At 63.1% G+C, this 21,184-nt stretch carries 13 protein-coding genes; 4 read left to right on the forward strand and 9 right to left on the reverse strand.

The genetic code is table 11. The features are described from left to right. Positions 1-28 precede the first annotated feature (28 nt). Together QSJ34_RS01020 and QSJ34_RS01025 are read left to right on the forward strand one after the other, a co-directional pair. Entirely contained in the window at positions 29-1,132 is a 1,104-nt protein-coding gene (locus tag QSJ34_RS01020) for an aldose epimerase family protein (protein WP_285569121.1), read from the forward strand. Next, on the forward strand, positions 1,129-3,246 hold the full coding sequence (locus tag QSJ34_RS01025; protein ID WP_285569123.1) for a glucosidase family protein: 2,118 nt from the start codon (positions 1,129-1,131) through the stop codon (positions 3,244-3,246). Before QSJ34_RS01020 ends, QSJ34_RS01025 begins: the two co-directional genes overlap by 4 nt. 67 nt (positions 3,247-3,313) lie before the next feature. Here QSJ34_RS01025 and QSJ34_RS01030 read toward each other — a convergent pair whose 3' ends face one another. Beyond that, positions 3,314-4,618 carry an amylo-alpha-1,6-glucosidase gene (locus QSJ34_RS01030; RefSeq protein ID WP_285569125.1) on the reverse strand — a complete coding sequence of 435 codons (1,305 nt, stop codon included), beginning with the start codon at positions 4,616-4,618 and terminating at the stop codon, positions 3,314-3,316. 214 nt (positions 4,619-4,832) lie between these two features. Beyond that, positions 4,833-7,742 (reverse strand): TonB-dependent receptor, encoded by a 2,910-nt coding sequence (locus QSJ34_RS01035; RefSeq protein ID WP_285569127.1) that lies wholly within the window; start codon positions 7,740-7,742, stop codon positions 4,833-4,835. A 529-nt stretch (positions 7,743-8,271) separates the two neighbouring features. On the opposite strand from QSJ34_RS01035, the gene QSJ34_RS01040 reads away from it, so the two are divergent. Next, a complete protein-coding gene (locus tag QSJ34_RS01040; RefSeq protein ID WP_285569130.1) occupies positions 8,272-8,994 on the forward strand; it encodes a GntR family transcriptional regulator in 723 nt (240 codons plus the stop codon). Positions 8,995-9,113: 119 nt separating this feature from the next. Here the strand turns inward: QSJ34_RS01040 and QSJ34_RS01045 are convergent, their stop codons facing one another. From QSJ34_RS01045 to QSJ34_RS01055, 3 genes are all read right to left on the reverse strand, one after another. Beyond that, positions 9,114-9,746: a hypothetical protein gene (locus QSJ34_RS01045; protein WP_285569133.1), complete on the reverse strand. Its 633-nt coding sequence runs from the start codon at positions 9,744-9,746 to the stop codon at positions 9,114-9,116. A gap of 18 nt (positions 9,747-9,764) precedes the next feature. Further along, entirely contained in the window at positions 9,765-12,911 is a 3,147-nt protein-coding gene (locus QSJ34_RS01050; protein ID WP_285569136.1) for a TonB-dependent receptor, read from the reverse strand. A gap of 87 nt (positions 12,912-12,998) precedes the next feature. Next, positions 12,999-13,817 carry a hypothetical protein gene (locus QSJ34_RS01055; RefSeq protein WP_285569139.1) on the reverse strand — a complete coding sequence of 273 codons (819 nt, stop codon included), beginning with the start codon at positions 13,815-13,817 and terminating at the stop codon, positions 12,999-13,001. A gap of 434 nt (positions 13,818-14,251) precedes the next feature. Here QSJ34_RS01055 and QSJ34_RS01060 point away from each other — a divergent pair, with 434 nt between their 5' ends. Then, complete coding sequence (locus QSJ34_RS01060) at positions 14,252-14,989, forward strand: GntR family transcriptional regulator (protein WP_285569141.1); 738 nt, start codon at positions 14,252-14,254, stop codon at positions 14,987-14,989. Positions 14,990-15,007: 18 nt separating this feature from the next. On the opposite strand, the gene QSJ34_RS01065 is transcribed toward QSJ34_RS01060, so the two are convergent. The 4 genes from QSJ34_RS01065 to QSJ34_RS01080 form a co-directional block, all read right to left on the reverse strand. Continuing rightward, the gene (locus QSJ34_RS01065) at positions 15,008-16,654 is read right to left on the reverse strand and encodes a dipeptidase (protein WP_285569142.1); all 1,647 of its coding nucleotides are present in this window, start codon (positions 16,652-16,654) and stop codon (positions 15,008-15,010) included. A gap of 4 nt (positions 16,655-16,658) precedes the next feature. Next, on the reverse strand, positions 16,659-18,875 hold the full coding sequence (locus QSJ34_RS01070; protein WP_285569145.1) for a S9 family peptidase: 2,217 nt from the start codon (positions 18,873-18,875) through the stop codon (positions 16,659-16,661). Positions 18,876-18,994: 119 nt separating this feature from the next. Continuing rightward, the gene (locus QSJ34_RS01075; RefSeq protein ID WP_285569148.1) at positions 18,995-20,005 is read right to left on the reverse strand and encodes a proline racemase family protein; all 1,011 of its coding nucleotides are present in this window, start codon (positions 20,003-20,005) and stop codon (positions 18,995-18,997) included. 34 nt (positions 20,006-20,039) lie between these two features. Then, positions 20,040-21,176, reverse strand: a complete 1,137-nt coding sequence (locus QSJ34_RS01080; protein ID WP_285569151.1) for an alanine dehydrogenase — start codon at positions 21,174-21,176, stop codon at positions 20,040-20,042. Positions 21,177-21,184 lie beyond the last annotated feature (8 nt).

Genomic DNA, 21,184 nt, shown 5'->3' on the forward strand with positions numbered 1-21,184 from the left:
ACCCCAACGAACGCCTACCCGGAAGACCATGAACAAATCCTGTATTGCCGCGCCCGTGCCGATGTTCTCGAGGAGCGCCTTCGGGTGCACCGCCGAGGGCCGCATCGTCGAATTATTCACCCTGCGGAACGCCCGGGGCGTGGAAGCGCGCCTCACGAATTTCGGCGGAAAACTCGTCTCCCTCAGGGTTCCGGACCGGCAGGGCCACGTGGCGGACATCGTGCTGGGGTACGGCACCTACGCGGCTTATGTCCATGGCAACCCCTACTTCGGCGCCATCGTCGGCCGCTACGCCAACCGCATCGCCCACGGCCGGTTCAGTCTGGATGGTCGGGAATACCAGCTTGCGACGAACAACGGCCCACACGCGCTGCACGGCGGCCCTGCCAAGGGTTTCCACAACGTGCTTTGGGATGCCGTGGAGCATTGCGGGGAGGATTTCGCAGGGATCGAGCTCGCCTACACCGCCGAGGATGGCGAGGAAGGCTACCCAGGCCGCCTGGAATGCCGCGTGACCTACACGCTGAATGATCAGAACGAACTGGAGATCGGCTACCGCGCCTGGACCACCCGGCCTACGCCCATCAACCTCACGCACCACAGTTTCTTCAACCTGCGCGGGGCGGGCCGGGGGGACATCCTGGACCACCGCTTGGCCATCTTCGCGGAACGCTTCACGCCCGTGGACGCCACGCTCATCCCCACGGGCGAACTCCGCGCCGTGGCGGGAAGTCCCTTCGATTTCCGCACCCCCTGCGCCATCGGGGCCCGCATCGGGGATGACGATCCCCAGCTGAAACATGGCCGTGGCTATGACCACAACTACGTGCTGGACGCCGGCCTCGCGGCGGAACCCCAGCTGGCGGCCACGGTGGTCGATCCCGCGAGCGGTCGCCGCATGGACCTCTACACCACCGAACCCGGCCTCCAGTTCTACTCGGGCAACTTCCTGGATGGCCCGGACCGGGGCCGGCGGGCGGCCCACCGTTTCCGCAGCGCCTTCTGCCTGGAGCCGCAGCATTTTCCCGACAGCCCCAACCAGCCGGCCTTCCCGGACACCATCCTCCGGCCCGGTGTGGAGTGGACGAGCCGTACCCGCTACCGTTTCAGCCTCGAAGAGGAGCAGCCATGAGCCTCCTGCCCGTCAAGATCCTCGGCCTGCTGGCCAGCCTGACTCTGGCCGCCCAGGGACCCGCGGCCCCCGACCGCTGGAAGCTGGATGCCGCGGAGCGCCGCGTCAGCTGGGATGTCGCCGCCGATCAGCGTCTGCCCCACTCGGATCGCATCGAGATGGCGGGGCGGCGGGTGGCGGGGATCGTCTCGTACGGGGCGGACGCCGAACGCAACCTCCTGCTCGAGCGCACCTGCGTCTGGCCGACGCTGCGCGTGGCACCCAACGACACCCACGCCTCTCTCATGGTTCGGTTCCGCCGGGACCAGGCTCCACTCTGGCTGAATGGCCGCAACCAGGCCCTTCCAGTGTCCGGTGTTACGCGCTTCGAGCCCCGGGTGCACGTGGAAGGCCCCGTGCCGCCCCGGGAGCGGCTGGTCCGTGCGGCGCACCAGAACGGCATCCTGAGACTGGAAACGGATCTGAACGGTGGCCTGAGCCTGGTGCGGGAAATCTTTCCCAGTGGGGAAGGCACGGCCCTTCTCGAACGGTGGACCCTCTGCAACCCGGGGAAAGAGCCCCGCGTGGCGGGCGTCGAGAGCCTTCACGTCGTGACCAGCCTGCCGTTCTCGTTCGTCGACAAGGGCCTTCAGATGGCGGGTCAGCCCGCGCCGGCGCCGATCACACGCGAAGGCAGCTACCGCATTTCCATCGACTGCGAGGGGATTCCGGATCGCCCGATCCGGCCGGGTGAATCCGTGTCGGTGGGGCTGGCCTTCCGTGCGCAGCGCGCGGACGAGCCCGTGCTCCCCGTCGCCTTCGACCGCGAGCGCGAAGCGCGCATCGCCTTGGTGCAGGGCCTGCGGGACGCGCTCCGGCTGGAATGTCCGGATCCCGTCCTGGAATCGCTCTTCGACTATTCGAAGCTGCGGGCCTGCGAAAGCATCGTGGAAACGAAGCACGGCCCCCTGCACGCGCCGGGGGGTGGCAGCTACTACGCCGCCATCTGGGCCAACGACACCATCGAGTACGTGGCGCCCTTCTACCCCTTCACGGGCTATGCCTACGGCAATGCGGCGTCGCTCAACGCCATCTCCCATTTCGCGCGCTACATGAACCCCGGATTCCAGCCCATTCCCAGCTCCATCGTGGCCGAGGGCACGGACTTCTGGAATGGCGCGGGCGACCGCGGTGACCAGGCCATGTTCGCCTTCGGCGTCTCGCGCTTCCTGCTGGCCCTCGGTGATCGCGCCGAGGCGAAGACGCACTGGCCCCTGGTGAAGTGGAGCCTGGAATACTGCGAGCGGAAGAAGACGAAGGACGGCGTCATCGCCTCGGACGCGGATGAGCTGGAGCACCGGTTCTCCAGCGGTACCGTCAACCTCAATACGAACATGCTCACCTACGGGGGCCTCCGTTCTGCGGCGGACCTCGCCCACGAGCTAGGAGAAGAAGATCTTGCCGCGACCTATCGAAAGCGGTCCGAGGCGCTCCGCGAAGCCATGGAGCGGTATTTCGGAGCCGAGGTCCGGGGCTTCCACACCTACCGCTACCACGACGGCCTGGACGAGCTGCGCGCCTGGATCTGCATCCCTCTGACCATGGGCATCGACACGCGGAAGCAGGGCACCATCGAGGCCCTGTTCTCGCCCCGCCTGTGGACGCCCGACGGCCTGCTGACGGCGGAAGGTTCCACCACGTTCTGGGATCGGTCCACCCTCTACGCCCTGCGCGGGATCTTCTACGCCAACGAACCGGACCGGGCCCTGCCGGCCTTCAGGGCGCTTTCGCGTCGCCGCCTCCTGGGCGACCACGTGCCCTACGTGGTGGAAGCCTATCCCGAGGGCAACGGGCGCCACCTCTCGGCTGAGAGCGCGCTCTACGTGCGGGTGGTGACCGAGGGGCTCTTCGGGATCACGCCTCGCGGATTCCGAAGCTTTGAACTCAAGCCCAGCCTACCCGCCAGCTGGGACCACATGGCCCTCCGGAATGTGCGGGCCTTCGGATCGGCCTTCGATCTTGAGGTGCGGCGCGCGGCCAAGGACCGCCTCTCGGTTCGGGTCATGCAGAAGGGTCGGGCCATCCTCGACCAGACGCTTCCCGCGGGGGAGAGCCTGCAGGTCAAGCTTCCCTGATCGGAAGGATGCCGCGATAAAAGAATCCCCCTGGCGTGGCCGCTCAGGGGGATTCTCGCATTCAGGTTCAGAAGGGCAGACGGTTGGAGCCCAGGGTGCGGTAGAGGCTGGCGGAAGGGGCGTGATGGCTCTGGAACAGCCAGGTCAGGTTGTCGTTATCCCAGTCGAGGATGAAGGAGATGGTGAAGGCTGCGGACCATCCGAAGGACTTGGCGGCGAGGCCCTGGCCGGTCTTGGGCTCGTAGTACTCGTAGATGGAATCGGCGTTCTTGGAAACCCAGCCGAGCAGGGTCCTCCGCATCTGTTCGGAGACGCCGGTGTGACCGTAGTCCTTCAGTCCCTTCAGGGCAAAGTACGAGGTGTTGAGCCAGGCCGGCCCGCGCCACATGGCCCTGGGGTCGAAGCCGGGCGTGTCGTAGGCCGCGGTGGGCATGCCCGGGAAGAACTTCTTGGGATCGGCGGCGAGGGTGGCCAGTTTGGCGGCCCGGTCGGGCGGGGCGATCTGGACGAAGAGGGGCATGAAGGAGGCCGGCGAAAGCACGGCACTGGGTTTTCCGGTCCGGCGGTCCACGTCGACGTAGCATCCCCGGGCTTCATCCCATAGTTTCTGATTGATGCGGAGGGCGAGCTGGTCGGCCTCCGAGATCCACCGTTTCTGCTCCTTGGTGAGGCCCAGGCGACCCGCAAGGTAGGCCATGGCACGGTAGTGCGACACCATGTAGCAGTTGAGATCGATGGTCCAGAGTCGCTGGTCGTCACTGCGGGACTTCTGATAACCGCCATCCCAGCGGATGGCATTGTCCCAGCCCGATTCGTTGCCCGCGTGCGTGCCCGCGTAGAAGAAGAGGCCGTCCTTTGCGCCACCCCGCTCCTTCACCCAGAAGTCGCCGAGCTTTTCCAGTTTGGGGTAGATGCCGCGCAGGAAATCCAGGTCTGGAGCGCGGCGGTCTACCACGGCCACAGCCCAGGCCATCACGGGCGGTTTGGTGAAGTCGATCACCATGGAGCCGTCTTCCCAGATGACGTCGGGAAGCATGCCGTTGGGCTGCTGCTTGTCGAAGAGGATGTTGAACTGCTCGCGGGCGAAGGGCGCGTCCCACTTGGCGAGCGCTACGGCGTGGAAGGCGGAATCCCAGTTCCAGACGCCCCGGTAGGTTCCGAGGGAAGGCATGATCCCTCGGTAAGGCTTCCAGGCCTCGCAGCGCACGATGTTGCCCATCAGCGTCGCCTGCGAGCGCTTGAGCAGGAGCGCCTGCTCGGGCGATACCGTCGATGACGCCGAGGCCAGCCAGGCCTCTGCCCGGTCGCCGGTTTCCGCCGTGAGGTGGAGCGGGCAGGAGAGAACCGCTGCCGCCAGGAGAACGCGCTTCATGGGAAGACTCCGTAAGGGTGGTCGAGAAAAGGAGAGATGGGGCTTTCGAGGGGCCCATCCAATCCGAATTGTGGGCCGAGGTGGCATCGCCAGGTGGTGGCTTGACAGACATTGCAGAGCCCGCCGCAGAGGCTCGGTGAATGATCGAGAAGGAAGCCAATGGTCGGAGGCGGGCCCCGACCATTGGCTTCAAGACGCAACCCTTCCTGTTAAATCAGAACCTGAGCTTCACGCCGGCACGCACGGAGCGCCCGAACTGGTAACCGCTGGGCTTGCCCCAGGAATCCAGGATCACGCCATCCCCGATGTAGGCGCTCCGGAGCCCCGTTTCCACGCGTTCGTTCAGAGCATTGAAAATATCCAGACTTGGGACCACCTGCATGCCTGCGGCCTTGAAGGCGTAGTCGATGTGCAGATCAAGCTTGTTGGTGAACGCGGAGCGGCCGAACTGGCCCACGCGGAAGTCGGTGGGGATGGCGGCACCGTAGTAGGTGTAATCCAGCGGGGCAGGCTTGGTCCAGTTGCCCACTGCGGGCCCACCGGAGAAGGTGGGATCGCCCGTGTACTGGCTCAGCGGCAGGCCGGACTGGAAGGACCAGTTGTAGCCGAGGGTGAGCAGCCCGTTGCCAAGGGAGAATCCGTGAGACCCGAGGAGGCGCACGACGTGGGTGCGGTCGGTGGAAAGCAGTCCCTCGCCCACGAGGAGGGGATAGTCAAAGGCGGCCGTGCCATTGGTATCAATCTGACCGTTGCTGGCGCTGACGACCCCCTCGTAGTTGCCGTAGAGGCGGCTCCAGGTGTAGCTCAGGCGCAGGTAGTGGTTCGAGTTCTTCCACTCGATGGAGGCATCGGCCGAGCGGTAGATGTTGTAGGCCGCGGGGAATGAGCTGTCCCAGGTGATCAGCTGGCCCGGCGTGGTCTGGCTGTTGGCATTGGCTGTCCAGCGCCAGACACCGGGCCGGGGATTGCCGAGAACGGCCTGGCCTCCACCGGTGCTGCCTCCATCAATGGGGGCGCCGGTGCTGTCCACGGGAGTCATGTCCTCCACAGCGTTGGTCAACTTGCGGTAGGTGCCGTGAGCGGTCAAGGTCCAGTGCTGTCCGATGGCGCGTTCAAAACCGAGCACCCACTCGGTCCGCTTTGGAGGCTTCACGCCCTGTTGCACCGGCGGGTCGTTGTAGGGAGACGAATAATCCGCACTGAAGCCCAGCGCGCTGCGATCGAAGCTGTACGCGCCGGTGGAATCGTCGTAAGTCGTTCCGGGTGCGCCTGCGGGTACGCCTGCCCGCTTGTAGAGATACCGACCCCCGCGGTAGCGAAGCGCGTAACGGAGGGGGAAGACTTCGTTGTACTGCGCGTAATTGGCCGTCAGCTTGGATCGGCCGTCATTGTTCAGGTCCCAGATCAGGCCGAGGCGGGGCTGAAGTTCATCCTGGAATCCGAACTTGAGGAAGGTGATGCCGTTGGCATCCGTCAGCTCCTGGTTCTCAGCGCGAACGCCATACGAAGCCTTGATGCCATTCATGAAGTCCCAGGTGTCCTGGACAAAGAAGGCCTCCACTTTGGATTTGGATTCGGCATTGAAGAAGGCTTCCTGGAGGGTGCGGATGCCTGGGGCAGTCGTGGCACTTCCATTGGCCCGGATGATCACGTAGCCGCCCATGCCAGCGTAGGTATCGGCTACCGGCTGATCCCCGATCCAGGAATTCTGCTTGAAGGTGGAGCTGACACTCGAAAGGCCCGCCTTCAGCTGGTGGGAATTGAGGAACCACGTGAAGTCCAGCCGAGCCTGGTTGCTCTTGGCGTCGGAACTCTCGTTGTAGCCACCGCCACCTCGGCGGTAAGCCGTACCTGAGGGCACGGTGGCCCCTTTGCCGGGACCATAGACGTACCAGCGGAAATCATCCACCCGCAGCCGGGGATCCACGGGCGAAGTGTCCACGGTGTTGCCGCTTTGACCCAGTTTGGCGCTGAGGATCATGTCGGATCGCAGGTTCCAGTCCATCGAAAGGCTGAAGGCCGTGTTCCCGTTCTTCTGCCGGTAGGCCGTGTTGGCGTCGCCATAGGTCGGCACGTCGCGATCATTGTCGTGCTTGTAAGGGTTGGACGTGAGGAAGAAGGTGAATTGGAGGTCTTGGGTGGCGAACCAGTTCATCTTCCCGAAGAACTGGAGCTGGGTGTTGCGGACCGATGTGCCCGAGAGCCCGTCGAAGTTGGTGTTGACCTCGGGATTGGTGGTAATGGCGCTGTCGAAGCCCACTTCATAGAACAGTTTGTTCTTGATGATGGCGCCACCGACTTCTGCACCGACATCGTAGCGACCCAGGGGGTTCGCTTGCGTCGCCCATTCCGTCTTCTTGGCGGCGGCGACCATGCCCCGAGGATCCCAGGTCGCCCAGGCGGAGCCCTTGAAGTCATTGGTGCCACTCTTCGTGACGACGTTGATCACACCGCCCAGGGCGTTGTATTCCGGCTTGAACCCACCAGTCTGAACCTCTACCTGGTCGATGAAGTCCGTCACGAGACTGGTGCCGCTGCCGCCATAGCGGCTATCCGTGGTGTTCACGCCATCGATGTAGTAGGCATTCTCTGCGCCAGATGCACCGCTGATCGAGGAACCGAATAATCCACCCATGCCACTGTCCACGACCCCAGGGGCCAGCAGCGCGATGGATTCCATGGAACGTCCTGTGGGGATTTTCGCAATGGTATCCATGGAAAAGGCCGTGCCGACCTGGGATGAGGTCGTGTCGACGGTCTGGGAGGCAGCGACGACTTCAACGATCGTCTCCTGCACTTTGGCCAACTTGAAATACGGTGTGGCGACTTCATTGAGATTGACTTGAATCGTCTGCCGATCGAGGGTCTGGTACCCGTTTAAAGACACCGCGATTTGGAAGGCTCCGGGGTTCAACAAGGAAATACGGAACGCGCCGTTCGCGTCGGTGGTCGCCGAGCGGGTGACCTGGTTGGAGATGGCCCTCACAAGGGCGCCGGCTAAAGGCGCTCCCGTCTTATCGGTCACCTTTCCGATGATGGCGCCGGTCGTTGTGGTCTGGGTGTAGGCCATTGATCCGCTCGCGAGGGCGAGGGTCAACAACCCGAGATGAGGCAGGGATTTCATGGGATCTCCTTTGGTGGAATGCAGGCCGAAAGGGCTGGAAGGTGCGGGATGTGGTGAAATTTGGATGGGTTAGCTTTAAATCTAAAATTAGAAATCTAATACATCAATGAATTCAAAAAAATTACCAACCATGCCAGAGATGGACAGCTGGCTGCGCCGATGATGCCCGGGGGTTCAAGAAGAGCCGTGACTCAAGAGTGAAGGCTGACATTTTTCAAGGTGATTCGATAGAAATCTAATGTATCAAGACTGATGTGTCAAGTGCTTTATGGGAAACTTTTTCCAGGTCTTCGGCATCCGGGACGGACTCACGAGCGGTGTAGTCGTGGTATCCCTTGCTTTTTCAGTTAGGTTGAACCGGCATGACGGTGGTCGTCCGACGGTCTTTGGCCCTTGGTTCTCTTGGGTTCCACGGCGAATGAGCGAAGATTAGGCCTAATGCCCAAATGCGATGGAGTACCCTGGTTTCTAGCGGAATCAAAATCCAAGCGAACCATTCTTCGCCCCACCTCATGAGGTCAAGCGCCCGATGCCTACCAAACGCCCCACCTCTGCTACTGCCACACGATCGGGTTCTGAGACCCCCCTTCTCCAAACCCGCTCCTTGCGGGAACAGGTCTACGAGTTTCTCCGCACGGAGATGAACACGGGCGGGTTGAGGCCCGGGTCATTCCTGGATCTCAACGCCTTAAGCGAACGCCTTGGCGTTAGTCGCACCCCTTTGCGTGACGCGCTGTTGCAGTTGGAGGTTGGAGGACTGGTGGAGATCCTCCCCCGTCGCGGCTTCAGGGTGAAGCCTCTGACCATGGACGAGATCCGCAACATCTACCAGATTGTCGGCGCCCTCGAATCCGCTGCCGTGGCTACCACGGGGCCGAAACTCGGAAAGCAGGACCTGGCCAAGATGAAAGCGGCCAACAAGGCCATGCTACAGGCCATCAAGGCCGAAGATTACGAACTCTACTACTCGTACAACACGGCCTTTCACCAGGTGTTCATCGATGGATGCGACAACCCTCAGATGGTGACCCTGCTCCAATCCCTGAAACACCGGCTGTACGACTGGCCGATGCGGAAGGTCTTTCTCAAGGCCTGGGAAGAGCGGTCCGTGAAGGAGCACACCCACCTCGTGACGCTTCTTGAAGCAGGCCGGTTCGACGAAGCCGCGGCTTTTCATCGGGATGTGCACTGGTCTTTCGAGACGCAGGAATCCTTCATCCGCATCTACTACTTGTCGGATAGCCCGGAGTAGGGTCAACCGTGTTCGGCGCTCTCCAGCTTCAGATGCATTGAATGATTCAGCGACAGTTTCATTTCCAAAAAAGAAGGGGTGAATCCACTGGATTCACCCCTTCTCGTGTGGTTCTACAACTAGAAGTGATAGCTGGCGTAGACCGTAAAGTAGGCCGGCTTGCTGGGGTTGACCCCGTCAATCCCAGTCGGGGTCGCGTTGTCACTGATGTAGCCCGCCCACTTTTTGGCTTCGGCGCGGTTGCTGGCCCATTCCGTGAGGGTGTAGTTCACGCCCACGTTCACGAGTTTGGTGACAGGGTATTCGGCTCCCAGGCGCCATCCGGCACGCCAGTTGGCCTCGCCCATGCGGGGATTAACGCCGTCCACGCGCCTGACCTGCCATAGATGGGCTGAAGGGCCAGTGATGACTTTCAGCGCCTGGCCATCGAAGGGGGTGAAAATGAAATCACACCCGACCTTCCAGAAATTCAGCTGGTAGGAATTCGGGCCCCAGACAGAGAGTGTGTTCCGATCCGGGACATTCTGATTTCCGGGCAGATTACCCCAACCCAGGTTAGGGCGGATGGAAATGCCATAGCCCTCTGGAGTGACCTGATATCCGAGCTCGAAGGTGTGCCCACCCCAGATTTTTCGGGTCATGGTGGACGTATCACCCTGGGACGCGAGCAGCCCAAAGGTGAGCTGGGGGCCATCTTGGGCGAAGGCGAGGCTGGTGGCGAGGCCGACCAGCAGAAGCGTAAGTTTCTTCATGTCAAATCCTCCTGAACCCTAGAAGCGGAAGCCAGATTCAATGCTCATGGAGCGGAAGCCCGACTTGCTGGCAGCGCCGGTGGTGTCGCCGACGCGCCAACCGCCGACATAGGGCGATACAGCGCCAGTTGGGTTCCACGTCGGCGGGTAGTCGTAGTAGTTGCCAGGGGTGTAGCCGTTGGTGACGATATGCTGGAAGACGTTGCCAATATCGCCGTTGAAGAACCACACCAAACTGCGGTGGACGGGCACCTCGAGGGCGTAATGGAGGTTGAATCCGTACGAGCCCTGGTAGGTGAACTGGTTGTTGCCGCCGATCGGTAGATACATTCTGTTGCTGGGGAGGCGGTTGCCATCGTAGCCGCTCACAGGTGTCACCCCTCCCGGCGTCGGCGTGTCGTTGATGCCGGGAATCGCGTAGGCCTGGGTGGGTGAGAAGGGCGAACCACTGGTGTAGTTGAAGCGGAGGGTGACGGACTGTTTGACTTTCGCGGTTCCGCAATCGAAGACGAACCAACCGTTCAGATGGTGCACTGAGCGGCGGAGCTGATCGGGATTCGGAACGGCTCCGGCCTGGGCGTAGTAGTAGTTGTAGTAGAGGCTGTTCCAGTTCGATTGTTCTGAAGGATCGTACCGGACGCTCGAGTCGGGGTTGCTGGTGAGGTTCTCGTTGTCGTTCCCCGTGAATCTGGCATAGGAGTAGTTGCCCCCATAGGTCAGACGATGGGCAAGGGGAAGGTTCCATTCCAGTTCCAGGGCCTTGTAGCGGCGGTGGGCATTGGAATCAATGGCCAGAGTGCGTCGGAGTGCGGTGAACTGGGCATTCGGATCGTTGGGGTTCGATGGATCCTGGAAGACCGTGCCCTTTGTGTCGGGGAACCAGTCATAGAGATTCTCCCAATTGCGATTGATATAGGTGATGCGGATCGAACCACCGTTATCGAAATTGCGCCGGTACCCAACGGTCCATTCGGTGTCGGTCATGCCTTTCACCTTGGGATCGATTTGATCAACCCCAGGTGCGGAGTAGTAAGCCAGGTGGGTGTAATTGGCGGGGTTGGTGAGCTGCGCCAAGCTAACGAGATAGGGCGCGTTCGGGTTGGCGGCGTTGGGGCTGGGGTCCGCCGCGCCTGTCCAGTAGTAGCCGCGCTGGTAGGCCTTCCGGGATTCGATGAAAGGCAGAATGACGCCGCCATTCAGGGGCTGGTGGAATTTCGCATACGAAACGTTGATCACCCGCTTCTGGTCGCCGCCGATGTCGAATTTGTATTCGAAGCGGGGCGTAAACTGGGTGTAACTAATTACGGTGTGCTTGACGTCCGAGCCCTTGAGCTTGTCCTGGCGAAGACCGAGCATCACACTGTGATTGTTGTTGATGGACCACAGGTCATTCACGTACACGGAATCCGTGTCCACCTGGTACCAGCCGTGGGCGAGGCCAGAAGCGATGAAGTGTTCAGGAATGATCGGAGAATTGTAAGGATCCGTCCAAATCTGCGCGTTTCCAGCACCTGGCCAGATGTCATTGAGGGTCGCCGTGTAGGGGAACACGATGAATTTCCCAGCGAGATTGGGGTCCGGGTAGGTTTTAGAGATTGAACCGGGGGTCTGGAACTGGTCGGGAGCACGGTATCCGTGGGGCGATGGCGTATCCCATTCAAACCTGTGATGGGTGAAACCCACATCGATGATGTGGCTCCCATGACTGGTCTGGAGGATGTGCTGGTAGTTCAGGTCCGTCGTGGTGTCCCACTGACCGTCGAAGGGATCTGTCGGCGCCCCGCTCACGTTGATGAAGGGCGTGTAGATGGGTTCATTCCAAACCTGCAGGACGTTGGAAGGATTGACCCAACCGCTGCCGGTATTAATCTGCTGGCCGACCATGGCCGTGACGTTCGGATCGGAACTCACGGGGTAGCTCCAGGTGCGCTTGGTCTGGCCGTAGCGCGCATCGAGGACCCCAGAGCTGCCAATGATGCCCTTGTAACCGATGCTCAGGAAACTGGTCCAGTACCGGTCGGTGCCAGTGCCACCGGGTGTGTCACTTCGGTAGTCCGTGTAGCGCTGGTTATCCTGCGTGTAGCTGAAATCGACCTGGTGGTTTTCATTGAGCTGGGCGAACAAAACGTACTGGTTCCAACTTCTGGTGCCTTGGTAGGGAAGCGTCTTGCCATCAAAGTCCCCGAGGTTGGCATTGCCGATGGTCGTCGTCGTGCCGGGGATCGTGAAGCCGGTGTAGTGGAGATCCGTGGGGCTGTTCGGGTAATAGTTGCGGGAAATGGGCGTGTTGTTGTCGGGAAAGATGCGAGTCGCGTAGGCGAAGGTGATGTGATCCTTCCAGATGGGGCCGCGGAGGGTGGCCTGCCATTCGCCGTTTTGCTGGCCCTCAGGAGCCTGAGGTTTGGCGTAAACGTTTCCTAGACGGTCCGGATTGGTGTACAGGTTGGCACCATTCCAATAGTTTCGGCTGTAGCTGCGACGGAGGGTGCCTGCGAATTCGTTGCTGCCGCGGGTGGTCACCCAGCTCATGATGCCGCTGTCCGTGCCGCCGTACCTGGCGTTCAGAGGTGACTGAATCACGGCCATGGATTCGAGCATGTCCGGAATCGTGGGGTTGACGGTCCAATTGGCGAAGGCGCCGTCGTTCACCTGGGAGCCGTTGAGCAGGATCTTGGTGCCCACGTTGGAGCCGCCCCGAATACTGGGTGAATTGATGTTCTTCCCGTCTGCGGTCACGCCGGGGGCGAGGTAGGCCAGGGCGAAAATATCCGTCTGAGTGATTTTCATCATCTCTTCTTCAGAGAAGATGCTCTGGGTGACGGTTTCGGTCTTGTCCCGCTGGCCCATGGTGCTTTCCACCACCACCACAGCAGCCTGCTCCTTTGCGACTTCATTCATGGGCGTCAGAACGCCGTCCTCGTGAGAGGTCTGGCCCGCGACAACTCGGAAGTTCCCCTTGGAAGTCGCGAAGTCCTTCATGGTAATCGTGACGGTGAATTCGCCGCCGGGAAGCAGGGGAATGCGGTAGCCACCTTTGGCATCGGTGATGGCCGTTCGCTCGCCCAACAGTGCGGGCGAGCTCAGGCGCACCACGGCGCCTTGAAGCGGGGCTCCAGCCTTGGAGGTGACCCGGCCGGTCACGGTACCGGTGGTCTCCTGGCCCATGAGGGCACTGGCGGCAATGAGCAGCGCCAGGGGTGTCATTCTTCGTGTCATGTTCATCAGAAGGCTCCTGTCTAGAATCAATGGGGGTTAAAGCTTCATGGACAGGCCGATCTCGAATACGAAACCTCGGCCGTTCTTGTTGCTCAGAGTTCCGGGCTGGCCAGAGTAGGCGAGGGGGGTGTAGTCCTTGATGCCGTAGCCGATGTTCCGGAGGTTGCCTTCGAGCTTGAATTCCTTGGAGAACTGGTAAGCCAGACCTACGTGGGCGCCAATGCCAACCACAGTTCGATTGCTTTGGCCCGCGTAGCCCTCGTGAGCAGTGACGAAGTTTCCATTCGCATCACGAGGGAAGTACCTGCTCATCGAATGCCAGTTGCCATTCGCATCGAACCAGACGGCCCGCAGGTCAATCAGGAACTCATTACTGGACTTGTAGGCGTCGAGACTCAGGCCTGCCTGCCAGGAGAGTCCCTCGATGCCGGGAATGGGGCTCAGATATGAGGTGCGTACTCCGAATCCTTCCATCTTGTGGGCGCGAGAATCCGTGGAATTGATGGGACTGATCACCAGCGGATTTTGGGTGCTCGGGTCCTTGGTGACGATGCCGTAACCAGGAACGTCGGCATACACGGTGCTGGGGGACTGCATCCGATCTCGCGTGTTCCCGGGGAAGAAGTCGTAGCACAGTTCGACACTGATGCCCCTGCCGCCGCCCAAGGGGAATGTGTTAGCCAAGGCAAAGCCGAAAGCCTGGTTGTTCTGTGTGTCCTTGGCCAGGGTACCGGCGGTGAGCCCGGACCGGATCTTGAACTCTGGGTTCAGTAACGACCCGTCCTTGGCTGCCAGGGGCAGGGCCAGGATGGCGGCGCTTGCGAGAAGCAAGCGCCCGAGTTTGATGTGCGACATGGAGAGTTCCTCCTGGGAAAGGTGGCGATGTCTTGTCAGAGCTCGCCGAGTTGGAAGGGGGAGACGGGGTAGTCGAAAGCTGTCAAAATCGAAGGAACACGGTGTGCTGTATTTGAGATCTAATACATCAGGTTTTCAAGATAAAAATCTACAGCCATCTTCTGAGTTGAGCCTCTTCCCTTGTTTGGCCATGAATTTTGTTGATTTCAGGCGTGTTGTAATTTTATGAGTAGACAAAACATGAGAAAAAAAATTAAAGTGTCGTTTTTTTCGTGGCAACGATCTGGGGCGAGCTTGAAGGCAGGCGGTGCCATCCATGCCCCTGCCTGGAGGCATTCCGGTAGGGGGCCCCAGGGTCGTCAGTTCGGAGGCACTGGCGGGACGGGCCACCCATGCTTTGGCCGGACCAGGGCTCCCTTGGTCGCGAGCTGCCGATGAAACCTGCGCCCGATGTCGCCGTGATGTCGCCTCGTTCTGGGGACACCCGACTCCCTTCCAGGACGCCGCTCCTTCAGACCAAGTCCCTGCGCGAGCAGGTCTATGACTACCTCCGCGCGGAGATGAACCGGGGGGGGCTGGATCCTGGAGCCTTTCTCGATCTCAATGCCATCGCGCAGCGCCTCGGAATCAGCCGCACGCCGCTACGCGATGCGCTGCTGCAGCTGGAGGTCGAGGGTTACATGGAAATCCAGCCCCGGCGCGGATTCCGGCTGAAGATGCTGACCATCGAGGAGATCCGGCACATCTATCAGATCGTGGGGGCGCTGGAATCCGCGGCGGTGATGATCGCGGGGCCGCGGATCGGGAAGGCCGGCCTGGCGAAGATGAAGGCCGAGAACCTGGGCATCTACCGGGCCATCCAGGCCCAGGACTATGGGATGTTCTACCTCCACAACTCCGCCTTCCACGGGGTCTTTCTGGACGGTTGCGCCAATCCGCGCATGGCCGCGCTCATCAAGTCGCTCAAGCAGCGCCTCTACGATTGGCCGCGCCGCAAAGTGTTCCTGAAGACCTGGGAAGTGCGCCTCGTGAAGGATCACGAGGATCTCATCGCGCTCCTGGAGGCCGGGAATTACAAGGAGGCCGGCGCCCTGCTGCGGGAGGTGCACTGGTGCTTCGACGCGCAGGAGGACTTCATCCGCGTCTACTACCTGACGGATCTCCCCGAGTAGGCGTCTGTTATAGGGGACCTACTCCCGGTTGTTGGTGTACTTCGTGATGAGCTTCTCGCGCAGCCGGATGTAGAAGGCGGGAACTGCGTTCTGGAGGCCCACACAGTAATCCGTGAGGAGCCGCTTGGCGGCCTCCGGGTCCTTCTTGTGAAGCGCCAGCGCCTCGGCTTCCAGGGCGGGCAGGCGGTCGAAGATGGCCTGCTCGAAGGGGGCTCGAGCTGCCCGCACATCCCGGATGGCTTCCTGGTAGCGAAGGTTGGCGAGGTTGTCCACGAAGTCGATGGTCCAGCGCGCACTGGCGTCGCTGTAGGCCTCGGGATCGTAGGTCTGGTAGCTGGGGGCGGTGGCCGTGACGCCCGCGTACATGGGCACGTAGGGGCTGATGGCGGGGTTGTCCAGATAGACCCAGTAGAGGCCGCCGATGGCATCGGGCAACCAGCCGCGCAGCTGGCACACCATGCCGTAGAAGCCGCGGTGACGGGCCACGGGGCGCCGGTAGGTGATCCGAAGGAGCGCGCGCAAATCCCTGCCTGGGAAGGGCGTGGCGAGGGGGCTCTGCACCAGGCCGCCCTTGCCGTCGGGGACGCGCCAGGCGGGGTCCGAGGCCATGTCGTAGATGGTGCCTTCCATGGTGGAGCGCTGGAAGGCGATGACATCCTGCACGGAGATCTTCTTCTCCGGTTTCAGTGAGAAGGGATAGATGGAGAGCGGCTCCACCGTCTGGAAGTAGGCGTTGAGGCCCTTGGCGGGATCCTCCGGGCCGAGCCTGCGGTTGGGCCAGGGGTGCCCGCCGGGGCGCATGCTCGGGGCGAAGGTGGTGGCGAAGAGCCAGCTTCGGCCGGTGGCCACCTCGTCGGGCAGGGGTGCATAGGCCTCCTGCCAGATGAAGGGGCGACCCGAGGCAGGATCGAACCAGCCGCGATCGATGGCCTCCTGCTTGTAGTTCTTCGAAACGAGGAAACGGGTGCTGTCCGCCGGATCGATGGCCTTGATGATGCTCCAGTTCGGGATGAGCACGGCCTCGTCATCGGGAATGCGCTGGGCGGCCCAGATGGCGCCGGGTTTTCCACCCGCCTTCTTCCATCCGGGGCCGACGGCGAAGACCTCGAAGACCCAGGCCTCCTCCGTGTCGCCGATGACGAGGGCTTCGGAGCCATCGCCCGCGGAGGGCAGGAACCCGTGGGTTTCGAGCAGCTCGCCCACGAGGCGCACCGCGTCCTTGGCCTTGCGGCAACGCTGGAGGGCGAAGATCTGGGCCTGCTCGATGGTCATGATCTGGTCGCCCGCGCCCTTGGTCACGATCAGCTCTGGGCGCTGGCTCGTGGTGCTTTCCGCGATGCCGAGCTGGTGCTCGTTCATGTGGGAGTAGGCGGACTGGAAGTAGCCGTAGGTCTGCGTGACCTGGGGGATGTGCCCGAGCACCTCCCGCGGATGATCCAGGGGTTGCGAAGGATCCTGCAGGCCCCAGTAGATGGCGGCCTGGTCACCGGGCTTGAAGCGCATGGCGGGCACGACGCGGATTCGCGAGTCCGGCCCGCAGTCCGTGTGGGAGAGGATCACCGATCCATCCTTCGTCGCCTTCTTGCCCGCGGCGATGACGGTGCAGGGCCGGAGGGTGGCGGACGCCACGAGCATGGCGCAGAGCAGGAGCAGGGGCTGCTTCATGTAATCACCTCTTGGGTTGGGCGTTCATCAGGTTGCGCACGAAGAAATCGCCGATGCGCCGGCGGATGTAGGGGTTCTCCAGCAGCCAGTGGTCCGCGCCGGGCACGACGAGCATCTCGAAATCCTTGTCGGCCTTGATGAGGGCGTCCACCACCTGCAGCGTGGAGGCGGGATCCACGTTATGGTCCATCTCACCCACGGTCAGGAGGAGCTTGCCCTTCAGGTTGTGCGCCTGGGTGATGTTGCTCTGGGCTTCGTAGTGGGGGCCGATGGGCCAGCCCATCCACTGCTCGTTCCACCAGATCTTGTCCAGGCGGTTGTCGTGGCAGCCGCAGTCCGAGGCGGCGACGGTGTAGAAATCGCCGAAGGCCAGGAGGGCCCGTAGCGCGCTCTGCCCGCCGGCGCTGCCGCCGTAGATGCCCACGCCGCGGCTGAGGTCCATCTCGGGATGGGCCGCGGTCGCCGCGCGGATCCAGGCCATGCGGTCGGGGAAGCCCGAGTCGCCCAGGTTCTTCCAGCAGACGTCGTGGAAGGCCTTGGAGCGGTTGCTGGTGCCCATGCCGTCCATCTGCACGACGATGAAGCCGAGCTCGGCGAAGAACTGGGGCGAGTGGTAGGCGCGGAAGGCCTTGGGCACGTGGCTGTCGTGGGGGCCCGCGTAGATGTATTCGATCACGGGATACTTCCGGGCGGGGTCGAAGGCGAAGGGCCGGAAGATGACGCCGAAGATATCGGTCTTCCCGTCGCGTCCCTTGGCGGTGAACCGTTCGGGAGGCCGCCAGCCTGTGGCAAGCAGGGCGGTCCAATCCGCCTTTTCGACCTCGGCCAGGACGGCTCCGTCCTCGGCGCGATAGAGCCGCGCGACGGGCGGCAGATCCACGCGGGAGCACAGGTCCACGAAGTAGCGACGGTCCGGGCTGAAGGTGGCGCGGTGGGTGCCATCGCCTTCGGTGAGGATGCGCAGGCCGCTGCCGTCAAGGTTCACGGACGCGTAATGGAGGTAGTAGGGATCCTGTCCGGGGTGCAGGCCGCCGGCGGTGAAGGTGACCCGGCGGGTCTTGGGATCCACCTGCTCCACGGCGCGCACGGGCCAGGCGCCGCGGGTGATCTGTCCCTTCAGACGGCCATCTTGGCTGTCGTAGAGGTAGAGGTGGTTCCAGCCATCCCGCTCGCTCATCCAGACGAGTTCGTGCGTGTCGTCCAGGAATTCCAGGAAGAATTTCCCGGAGTAGTCGATGAAGGTCGCGCTGCGCTCCTCCACCAGCACCTTGGAGTCGCCCGTTCCCGCATCCACCGAAACGACGCGCAGGAGCTGGTGGCCGCGCTCGTTGTAGAGGTAGGTGAAACGGCTGCCGTCCTTGCTCCAGCGGACCTCGGAAACCTCGTAGGGATTGGGCGCGAGGTCATCCTTCACGGGAATCTGGCGGCCCGTCTCGACTTCGAAAAGCTGGGGCCTGGGGCGGGGCAGGGGGTCGCCGGGCTTGGTGTATTCGTTGATCTGAGTCTTGGGCTGGAACTGTTCCCTGGGCGTGGATTCCACGAGGGTCACCTTGCGCTGTTCCACTTTGGTGGCGCGCAGGGCCACGAGCCGTTTGGAATCGGGGCTCCAGTGGAATTCCCCTGTGTAGGCGTCGCCCAGGTTGCCGTCGCGGCTGCGGAAGACTTCGGTGCCCTCCTTCACGCGGAGGACGGCGACGTTGTCACCGCGCAGCGCCGCCACGAATCGCCCGTCCGGGCTCTTGGGATCACCGGGCTTGTCGTCTTCGCGCTTGGGTTTGTCGGGTTCGGGATGCAGCGCATAGTCCTTCAGGTCGCAGATCCAGATCTGTTTCTCCACGCGGAAACGGAGGCTGGTGGCCGAGGGGCAGCTCAGGTCCTCCATCGGGAGCTTGCCTGCCTCGACGCTGCGTCCGAGCGCCGTGCCGAGGGCCTTGGCCAGCGCAACCTGATCGAAGGCGGGCTGCTTGGAGCCCGAGGGCACCTCCATGAGCACCCAGGCCCAGGTTCCATCCCCGAGCTCATCCCGGTAGAGGAAGGCGCTGCCGTCGGGCAGCCACAGGGGACGGAGGTCGCCGTGGCGCACCTTGTGGTCGACGAGGGTCCGGAGCCCGGCGGCGCGGGCGAAGTCCGGCTTGGGCAGGGGACTCTGGGCGCTCAGCGACATCCCTGCGAAAAGGAGGAACGTCGCCATGCCACGAAGGGTCGGGTGCGGAAGCTTCATGCGGATCCCCCATGCGGTGCCGCCAGGATTGATTCGGTCTGGTCGACACGGTCATTCTGGACTAATACATCAGATATAACTCCAAACGATCCCGGAACCCAGGGCTTTCGCGGGCCGGTCTACTTCAGGAGGAAGCCCTTCCCGATCTCGTCCCCATCCTCGAGCCAGAACCGGGCCTCGCCGGTGTAGTGGGCCGATCCGCCCACGCGGACAGTGACGGCGGGCTTGGAGCCACAGGCGATTTCAGTTCGGATTTCCCCTGTGAAACGGGCGCCGGTGACGCTGTCGATCTCGCAGACCTGCCCGGCACGCACGAGCCCGCGCTGGAACCGCGCGGCCATGCGGGCGGTGACGCCCGATCCGGTGGGGCTGCGGTCCACCTCCGCATCCGCGAAGACGCAGATGTTGGCGGAGGGGCCTTCCTCCGGGCGCTCGCGGCCATCCGTGAGGATGCTGCCGTAGAGAAACCCCAGGTCCGGCTCGAGGGGATGCTCGATGGGAATCGCGCGGTTGACGGCGGCGGAGAGGACCGTGGCGGCATCGACCAGATCCCGCACGCGGCTGGTTCGCACATCGAGGCCGAACTGGCCCGCGTCCGCCAGGGCGTAGAAGGCCCCGCCATAGCTCACGTCCGTCGTCACCGGTCCGAAGCCCGGAACCTCCACCCGAATCTGTTCGGCCAGCAGGAAGGCGGGCACGCTGTCGAAGCTCACGCGTCCGGCCTTGCCATCCCTGACTTCCACGTAGACCTTCACGAGTCCGCAGGGGCATTCGAGGCCCACTTCGGTGATGGGCTCCACCTTCGGCACCAGGCCGTGGTCCACGGCGTAGCGGCCGAGGGCGATGGTGGCGTGGCCGCACATGGTGCTGTAGCCCTCGTTGTGCATGAACAGCACCGCCAGATCCGCGCCAGGAAGACTCGGCGGCACCAGCAGCGCCCCGTACATGTCGTAGTGACCGCGGGGTTCGAACATGAGCAGCTTGCGCAGGTGGTCGAGGTGCTCGCGGACATGGCGGCGCTTGGTGAGGATGGTCGCGCCTTCGATGGGCGGGTACCCGCTGCGCACGATGCGGACCGGCTCGCCACCGGTGTGCATGTCAAGAACATGGATGGAAGGGGTTGACGTCATGTCGGTGCCTTCAGGTGGCCTTCTGTTGAAGGGCTCAACGCACGGGGTGCGCCTCGCGGGGACTGCAGGGCCGGCCCGTATCTTCGGCCAAGGCGGCGCTCACGATGCGGCCGCCCTGTACGAGCAGGCCGCCCAGCAGGCCCGGAGCCTCCGACACGGCGCCCTGCAGGCCCCGGTCCGCGATGAGCCGCATGAAGGGCAGGGTGGCGGCCACGAGGCTCTGGGTCGCCGCGCGCGGCACGAGGGCCGGGATGTTCGACACGCCGTAGTGGAGCACGCCCTCCTCCACGTAGAGCGGGTTGGAGAGCTTGGTCTGCCGCGAGGTTTCGGCGAGGCCGCCCATGTCGATGCCCACGTCGATGAGCACGGAGCCCCGTCGCATGGTCTTCAGCATGGTCCGGGTGATGAGCTTGGGCGTCAGGCGGCCGGGGATGGAGATGGCGCCGATCACGACATCGGACTGGGCCACCCGGGCGGCCAGGGTGGCGGGTGTGGACAGCGCCGTCTCCAGACGTCCCCCGGAAACATCCAGCAGCTTTGTCTCTACCTGCTTCAGCTGCGGGAGGGCGACGCCGAGCACGGTCACGGGGCAGCCGAGCCGCAGGAAGGCCCTGGCGGCCGCCTGGCCCACGACGCCGTCACCGACGACGAGCACGCGCGCGGGCGGCACGCCTTCGGCGCCCGAGAGCAGGATGCCGCTGCCGCAGAGCTCGCCTTCGCGATGCTGGAGGGCCCAGGCGGCGATCTGCGCCGTCATCTGCCCGGCGATGGCGCTCATGGGCGTCAGCATGGGGCGGCTGCCGTCGGAGGCGGTGACGCCTTCGTAGGCGAGGCAAGTGATGCCGCTGGCGAGGACGGCGTCCAGCAGCTCGGGATCTCGGCCCAACTGCTGGTAGCAGGCCACGATGGTCCCGGCCCGCAGCCGGGCGTACTCGGCCTTCTGGATCTCCTTCACCTTGACGATCAGGGGGCAGGCGAAGGCCTCTTCGGGCGCGACGACGATGCGCGCGCCGGCCGCCACATAGGCCTCGTCCCCGAAGCCGACGCGGGCTCCCGCGCCCGTTTCCACCCACACGGAATGCCCGCCCTCGACGAGGTTTCGGACGGCCTCGGGCGTGGCGCCCACCCGGGCTTCGCCGTCCTTGATTTCCTTCGGGATTCCGATCTGCATGGTGAGCT

It is taken from the genome of Geothrix limicola, from assembly GCF_030268085.1.
Classification (GTDB): domain Bacteria; phylum Acidobacteriota; class Holophagae; order Holophagales; family Holophagaceae; genus Geothrix; species Geothrix limicola.